Annotated in this window: 1 protein-coding gene; it reads right to left on the bottom strand. The window is 27.6% G+C overall.

Annotation, left to right across the window (positions count from 1 at the left end):
• On the bottom strand, window positions 1-573 hold a 573-nt coding region (locus XO12_RS11175), incomplete at both ends, for a DegT/DnrJ/EryC1/StrS family aminotransferase (protein WP_175420361.1).

Here is a 573-nt window from a genome sequence, read left to right on the forward strand (position 1 = left end):
CTCAAAAAACTTTTCAAATGTATTTATTATATAATTAATCATTTCATTTGTAATACCAGGATATACACCTATAAAAAATGTATTATTCATTATAATATCAGTATTTTTTAACTCATTATGAATTTTATATTTCACATCCTCATATGCTGGTTGCCTTGTTAAATTTCCACCAAACAACATTCTTGTCATTATTTTATTTTCTTCTAAATAAGTTACTATATCCCATCGTGAAAATTTGTCATTATCTTTTACAGTTATTGGAAACCCAAACCATGATGGATCGCTTTTTGGTGTTGGTTCTGGTAATATAAGATATTCTTCATATTTTTTAAGTCCTTCTTTTAATAATTTGAAATTTCGTTTTCTTTTTTCTATGAACTCTGGTAATTTTTTTAATTGTGCAACTCCTACCGCAGCTTGCATATCTGTTAATTTTAAATTATATCCTATATGTGAATATACATATTTGTGATCATATCCAAAAGGTAATGTTCCATGTTGTTGTTTGAATCTCATACCACATGTATTACTGAACCCTGGTTCGCAATAACAGTCTCTTCCCCAATCTCTAAA

It is taken from the genome of Marinitoga sp. 1154, from assembly GCF_013363285.1.
Lineage (GTDB): Bacteria > Thermotogota > Thermotogae > Petrotogales > Petrotogaceae > Marinitoga.